At 71.4% G+C, this 5,131-nt stretch carries 4 protein-coding genes, 2 tRNA genes and 1 pseudogene; 4 read left to right on the forward strand and 3 right to left on the reverse strand.

What is annotated here, in order from left to right; all coding sequences use genetic code 11:
- On the reverse strand, nt 1-918 hold a 918-nt coding region (locus tag G6018_RS05650; protein WP_182639094.1), incomplete at its 3' end, for a DMT family transporter.
- Between the two features lie 198 nt (nt 919-1,116).
- Here G6018_RS05650 and G6018_RS05655 point away from each other — a divergent pair.
- Entirely contained in the window at nt 1,117-1,461 is a 345-nt protein-coding gene (locus tag G6018_RS05655; protein WP_031265220.1) for a helix-turn-helix transcriptional regulator, read from the forward strand.
- Complete coding sequence (locus G6018_RS05660) at nt 1,461-2,450, forward strand: hypothetical protein (protein ID WP_182639096.1); 990 nt, start codon at nt 1,461-1,463, stop codon at nt 2,448-2,450. The genes G6018_RS05655 and G6018_RS05660 overlap by 1 nt, the downstream gene beginning before the upstream one ends.
- A gap of 71 nt (nt 2,451-2,521) precedes the next feature.
- On the opposite strand, the gene G6018_RS05665 is transcribed toward G6018_RS05660, so the two are convergent.
- Nucleotides 2,522-2,594: transfer RNA gene (locus G6018_RS05665), tRNA-Arg, on the reverse strand.
- A 48-nt stretch (nt 2,595-2,642) separates the two neighbouring features.
- Nucleotides 2,643-2,734 (reverse strand) — tRNA-Ser (locus tag G6018_RS05670).
- Nucleotides 2,735-2,839: 105 nt separating this feature from the next.
- Here G6018_RS05670 and G6018_RS05675 point away from each other — a divergent pair.
- Nucleotides 2,840-3,898 carry a pyridoxal phosphate-dependent aminotransferase gene (locus tag G6018_RS05675; protein ID WP_182639098.1) on the forward strand — a complete coding sequence of 353 codons (1,059 nt, stop codon included), beginning with the start codon at nt 2,840-2,842 and terminating at the stop codon, nt 3,896-3,898.
- 129 nt (nt 3,899-4,027) lie between these two features.
- A pseudogene (locus G6018_RS05680) lies at nt 4,028-5,131 on the forward strand (bifunctional metallophosphatase/5'-nucleotidase); the annotation flags it as partial.

The raw sequence follows: 5,131 nt of genomic DNA on the forward strand, positions 1-5,131 counted from the left end.
CCGGCGGTCGCGCTGGGCCTGCGCCGCTGCCCGGGACCGCAGCACCAGGATCACGCCGACCGCGCTGACCGCCATACCGACCACCGCGAGAAGAGTGATCGGCACCCCGAACATCAGCCACACCCACACCATGGTGGTGGGCGGGGTGAGGTAGAGCAGGACGCTGGCCACCGTGGCGCCCCTGGTGCGGGTGACGAACACGTAGAGGACGTACCCGCAGAGCGTGGAGAGGAACACCAGCCAGGCCACCGCCACCCAGAACTCGGGCTCGGCCGGCACCGCGCCCTGCCCGGCCAGCAGCATCGCGGCGACCAGGGCCACCGCCGCGACGACCGACTGCATGGTGATGGACTGGAGCAGGGTCTCCGTGGGCCTGAGACGCTGGGTGAGGACCGTCCCCGTGGCCAGACTCAGCATCCCGGCCACCGGGAACAGGTAGGCCCACCACGGGGCGCTGCCGGCACCCAGGCCGCCCGAGACCACCACCACGACGCCCGCCATTCCGAGCAGCATGCCGATCCACATGACCGGTGTGGTCCGTTCCCCGAGGAACCTGCCCGCGACCGTCGCCACGAGTAATGGCTGCAGCGCCGCGATCAGCGCCGCCGTCCCGCCGTCGACGCCGCGGGCGACACCCTCGAAGATCATGAACAGGAACACGGCCTGACTGAACAGACCCAGCACCGCCTGCCGCGCCCACGCCCTCCGGTCGGTCAACCGCACCCGGAGCACGAGGCAGACCGAGAGCAGCAGGAGCCCGAGGATCGAGAACCGCCAGCCGAGCAGCTGCAGCGAGGTCTCACCGGTCCGGGTCCCGAGCTCCGCGCCGACATAGCCCGAACTCCACATGATCACCAGGGCCACCGACGCCAGATGGCCGGCGTTGCGGCGGAGCGCATCTCGAGCGGGCTGGGACATCGGCACAGCCTACGAAGCGGCCGGTCTCGTCGTCGTCGTACCGTCGGCCCCACCCCCGACCCCCGCGCACGACATCGGCCGCGGGGGCGACGGCGGGCTGGCATTCCCCCACGCCGACGATCACCGTTCCGGCCTCGAGCCGGGTGCCTGTGCGGCGCACTCTTCCCATACTGTGTGCCACACAGTACCGTGTGAGGCATGAGCGACGGAGTGGACGCGGTGCTGGGGACCCACCTGCAGGAGCTCCGGCGCGGCTCGGTGGTGCTGGCGAGCCTGCTGGCCTGCATGCGACCGCGCTACGGGTACGCCCTGCTCACCACGTTGGCCGAGGCCGGGATCTCGACCGAGGCCAACACCCTCTACCCACTGCTGCGCCGCCTGGAGGGTCAGGGGCTGCTCACCTCCACGTGGCGGACGGAGGAACCCCGACCCCGCAAGTACTACGAGACCACCGCGCTCGGTGCCCAGACCGCCGAGCTGCTCCACTCCGAATGGCAGGCGCTGGGCGCCTCCTACACCGATCTGCGGAAGGCGGAGACGTGATGTCCACACTGACCGATCGCTACATCGCCGAGGTGGTCCGGCGGCTGCCGGACAGCACGAGCGACGACATCTCCGCCGAGATCGCCGCGACCATCGACGACATGGTCGCGGCCGAGCTCGACCGGCACGGCGACGGCGCCGCGGCTCCCGACCCCGACTCGATCGAGCGCGCCGTGCTCGGTCGGCTCGGTGACCCCGCCGCGCTGGCGCGTCGCTACTCGGGCGCACGGCACTACCTCATCGGGCCCGAGGTCTACCCGGCGTGGCTGCGTGTCCTGCGCTGGCTCATGCCGATCGTCGGCGCCCTGGCAGCACTCACGAGCGCGATCGTCTACGTGGTGACGGCCCCGCAGGCCGAACTGGGCGGCCTCATCGGTGAGGTCGTCAGCGGGGTGGTGTCCGCCCTGCTGTGGGCGTTCGCGGCCTGGACCCTGCTCGTGGTGATCGTCGAGCGGACCACGCCCGAGGGGGGCCGCAACCCCTTCACCACGTCGACCGCGTGGGACCCGTCGGAACTCGACCATCCGCGGGTCCGGCCGGACACCCGCATCGACGCGATCGTCTCGTTGAACCTCCTCGCGCTGCTCGCCGCCGTGCCCTTCGTGCCGTCGACGTTCCTCTACATCGGACACCTCAACGGCGGCGAGACGGTGGTGAACCCGGACATCCCCACCGTCTGGCTCGCGGGCTACCTGGCCCTGATCGGGGCGCTGGCGCTGGTGCAGATCCGGCGCCTGGCCCGCCCGGGGAGGTCCCGGCGGCGACTGGCCGTCGAGGTGGTCACCGACGTCGTGTTCGGCGCCTTCCTCACGGTCCTGGTCCTGACCCAGGAGTCGGTGATCCACCCCGACCTCGTCTCGGCCGACGGGGACGAGCTGCCGGCCGCGGCGATCCGATGGAGTGTCGTCGCGACCGTCTGGGTGATCGTGATCTGGGACCAGGTCGAGACCCTCCGGGCGCATCGGCGGGACACGGCCGCGACCCGGTGAGTCGTGGGCGGGGGGACGAACGACGAACGCCCCCGTCCGCGTGGACGAGGGCGTTGCCGGTACCGCTGCTGTGCGCCCGAAGGGACTCGAACCCCTAACCTCTTGATCCGTAGTCAAGTGCTCTATCCATTGAGCTACGGGCGCATTATTCATCTGTCGTGCCAGTTCAACCGGTCACCCGGTGCTCCGGCATGGCGGAGGCGAGAGGATTTGAACCTCCGGTCCCCTTTAAGGAGGACAACTCATTAGCAGTGAGTCCCATTCGGCCGCTCTGGCACGCCTCCTGGAGGCTCTGCTGAGCCAACGAGGGATAACAGTACACACCGGTCGGCGCGGTGCGCAAAACGGCCGGACACCCCGGCGTCATCCGGTGGTCCTACTCTGTACGCATGTCCCCCGACGTGCGCAGCGACCTCGACGCCATCCCCTCCTACGTCCCCGGCGCCACCGTCCCGGGAGCGGTAAAACTGGCCTCCAACGAGACCACCGCGGGACCGCTGCCGAGCGTGGCGGCCGCCATCGTGGACGCCGCGGCCGGGGTGAACCGCTACCCGGACATCACCGCCGGAGCGCTGGTGTCCCGGTTGGCGGAGTTCCTCGGGATCCCGTCGCGCAACATCACCGCGGGCTGCGGCTCGGTGGCGCTGTGCCAGCAGCTCGTCCAGGCGGTGTGCGCACCCGGGGACGAGGTCCTCTACGGCTGGAGATCGTTCGAGGCCTACCCCATCATCGCGCGCATCGCGCACGCCGTCCCCGTCCCGGTCCCGAACCGGGCCGACGGCACCCTGGACCTCGAGGCGATCGCCGACGCCGTGACCGACCGGACCCGGCTGATCTTCGTCTGCACCCCCAACAACCCCACCGGGCCGGCGGTCTCCCACGCCGAGCTCACCGCGTTCCTCGACCGCGTTCCGGAGCGGGTCACGGTGGCGCTGGACGAGGCGTACTACGAGTACCTCCGATCCGACGACCCGGTCGACGGCGTGGCCGAGTCCATGGCCAGGCCCAACGTCGTGGCTCTGCGCACGTTCTCCAAGGCGTACGGCCTGGCGGGGCTGCGCGTGGGCTACCTGACCGGGCCGGCGGACCTGATCACATCGGTGGGGAAGATGGTCGTCCCCTTCTCCGTGAGCTCGCTCGCCCAGGCCGCGGGGATCGCCTGCCTCGACGCGGGCGACGAACTCCGCGCCCGCACGGACGCCGTGGTGGCCGAACGCACCAGGGTCCGGGACGCGCTGATCGATCTCGGCCATGCCGTGCCGGAGAGCCAGGCCAACTTCGTGTGGCTGCCGCTCGGTGACGCCGCGGCCGAATTCGACTCGCACTGCCGCGGCCACCTCGTCGTCACCAGGTGCTTCGCCGGCCACGGGGTGCGGGTGACGATCGGCGACCCGGTCGAGAACGACCGCCTCCTGGACGCCGCACGCGCTTTTGTGACCGGAACGTGACTGTTCCGGCGGGCTCCCGTGACCTCACACCGGCACAGTGGGCAAGGTTCGCGTGCGCAGAGCGGTGCTCCCGCTGGTGATCACGCGTGCCCGCGACGGATCGACACCGAAGGACATCGAAGGAGCCGGATGAGACAGCAGAGTTCATGGGACGACATGAACTCCTCGCTGGTCGGCACCCGCGTATGGTCCGGCTCACCATCCCCGGCGGACCACCACGGACCGGGCTCCCCCTCGCTCCGCCGGACCGCGATCGTCACGCTGGTGATCGTGGCCATCGGCGCCCTGGTCCTCACCCTCGCCGCCACCCCGCTCGCCGGTGCCCGCACCGGCGAGTCCGGCCGACCCTGGACGCCCTCGGAGGAGACGCAGTCGGTGCGCATCCTCGGCATCGGCGAGTTCTCCGGTGCGTTGACCCGGCCGGTGGGGTTCCAGGGCCAGCTCCGGGACGGCTCGGGAAACGTTCGGCCGGCGGGCGGTGGGGCCCACCTGGCCGCCACGGTGGGCAAGCTGCGCGACCAGGCCGGTGACGCGATGCTGCTGGCCACCGGTGACTCGATCGGTGGGACCGCTCCGGAGGCGGCGCTGCTGGGCGACCGGCCGACGATCGAGTTCTTCAACCGTCTCGGCGTGGACGGCGCCGGAGTCGGGAGGCGCGAGCTCGAGAAGGGGGCCGACCACGTCCGCTCCCTGGTCCGTCCGGGGTGCCGCACCGAGCAGGACTGCCGGGTGGACCCGCCCCTGCCACCGTTCCGCGGCGCGGCCTTCCCGTTCCTGGCCTCCAACGTCGTCCCCTCCCCCGACGCGGCTCCCACCTTCCCGTTCGCGATCCACCGCATCGGCGACGTCCGCGTGGGGGTCGTGGCCGTCACCCTCCCCTCCGACAGCGCCCCGGAGACGACGACCCGGCTCGCCGACCCGGTCAAGGCGGTCAACGAGACCGTGGAGGCGCTGCAGTTCCTCGGCGTGGAGGCGATCGTGGGCCTGGTGCAGTCCACCACCGTGCACGGCAACCTCGACCCCGGCGCCTGCCCCGACGAACTCACCGAGCTGGACCTGGTCAAGCGCCTGGACCCCGCCGTCGACGCGCTGATCGTCGGCGCCTCGGGCGGTCCCGCGACCTGCCGGGTGCGGGACGCGGAGAACGACGAGCGGGTGGTGGTGGCGCCCGCGTCCCACGGTCGGTCGGTCACCGTCGTCGACCTCGCCGTCGACCCCGCCACCGGCGACGTG

This window comes from Dietzia sp. DQ11-44 (genome assembly GCF_014145205.1).
Classification (GTDB): Bacteria; Actinomycetota; Actinomycetes; order Mycobacteriales; family Mycobacteriaceae; genus Dietzia; species Dietzia natronolimnaea.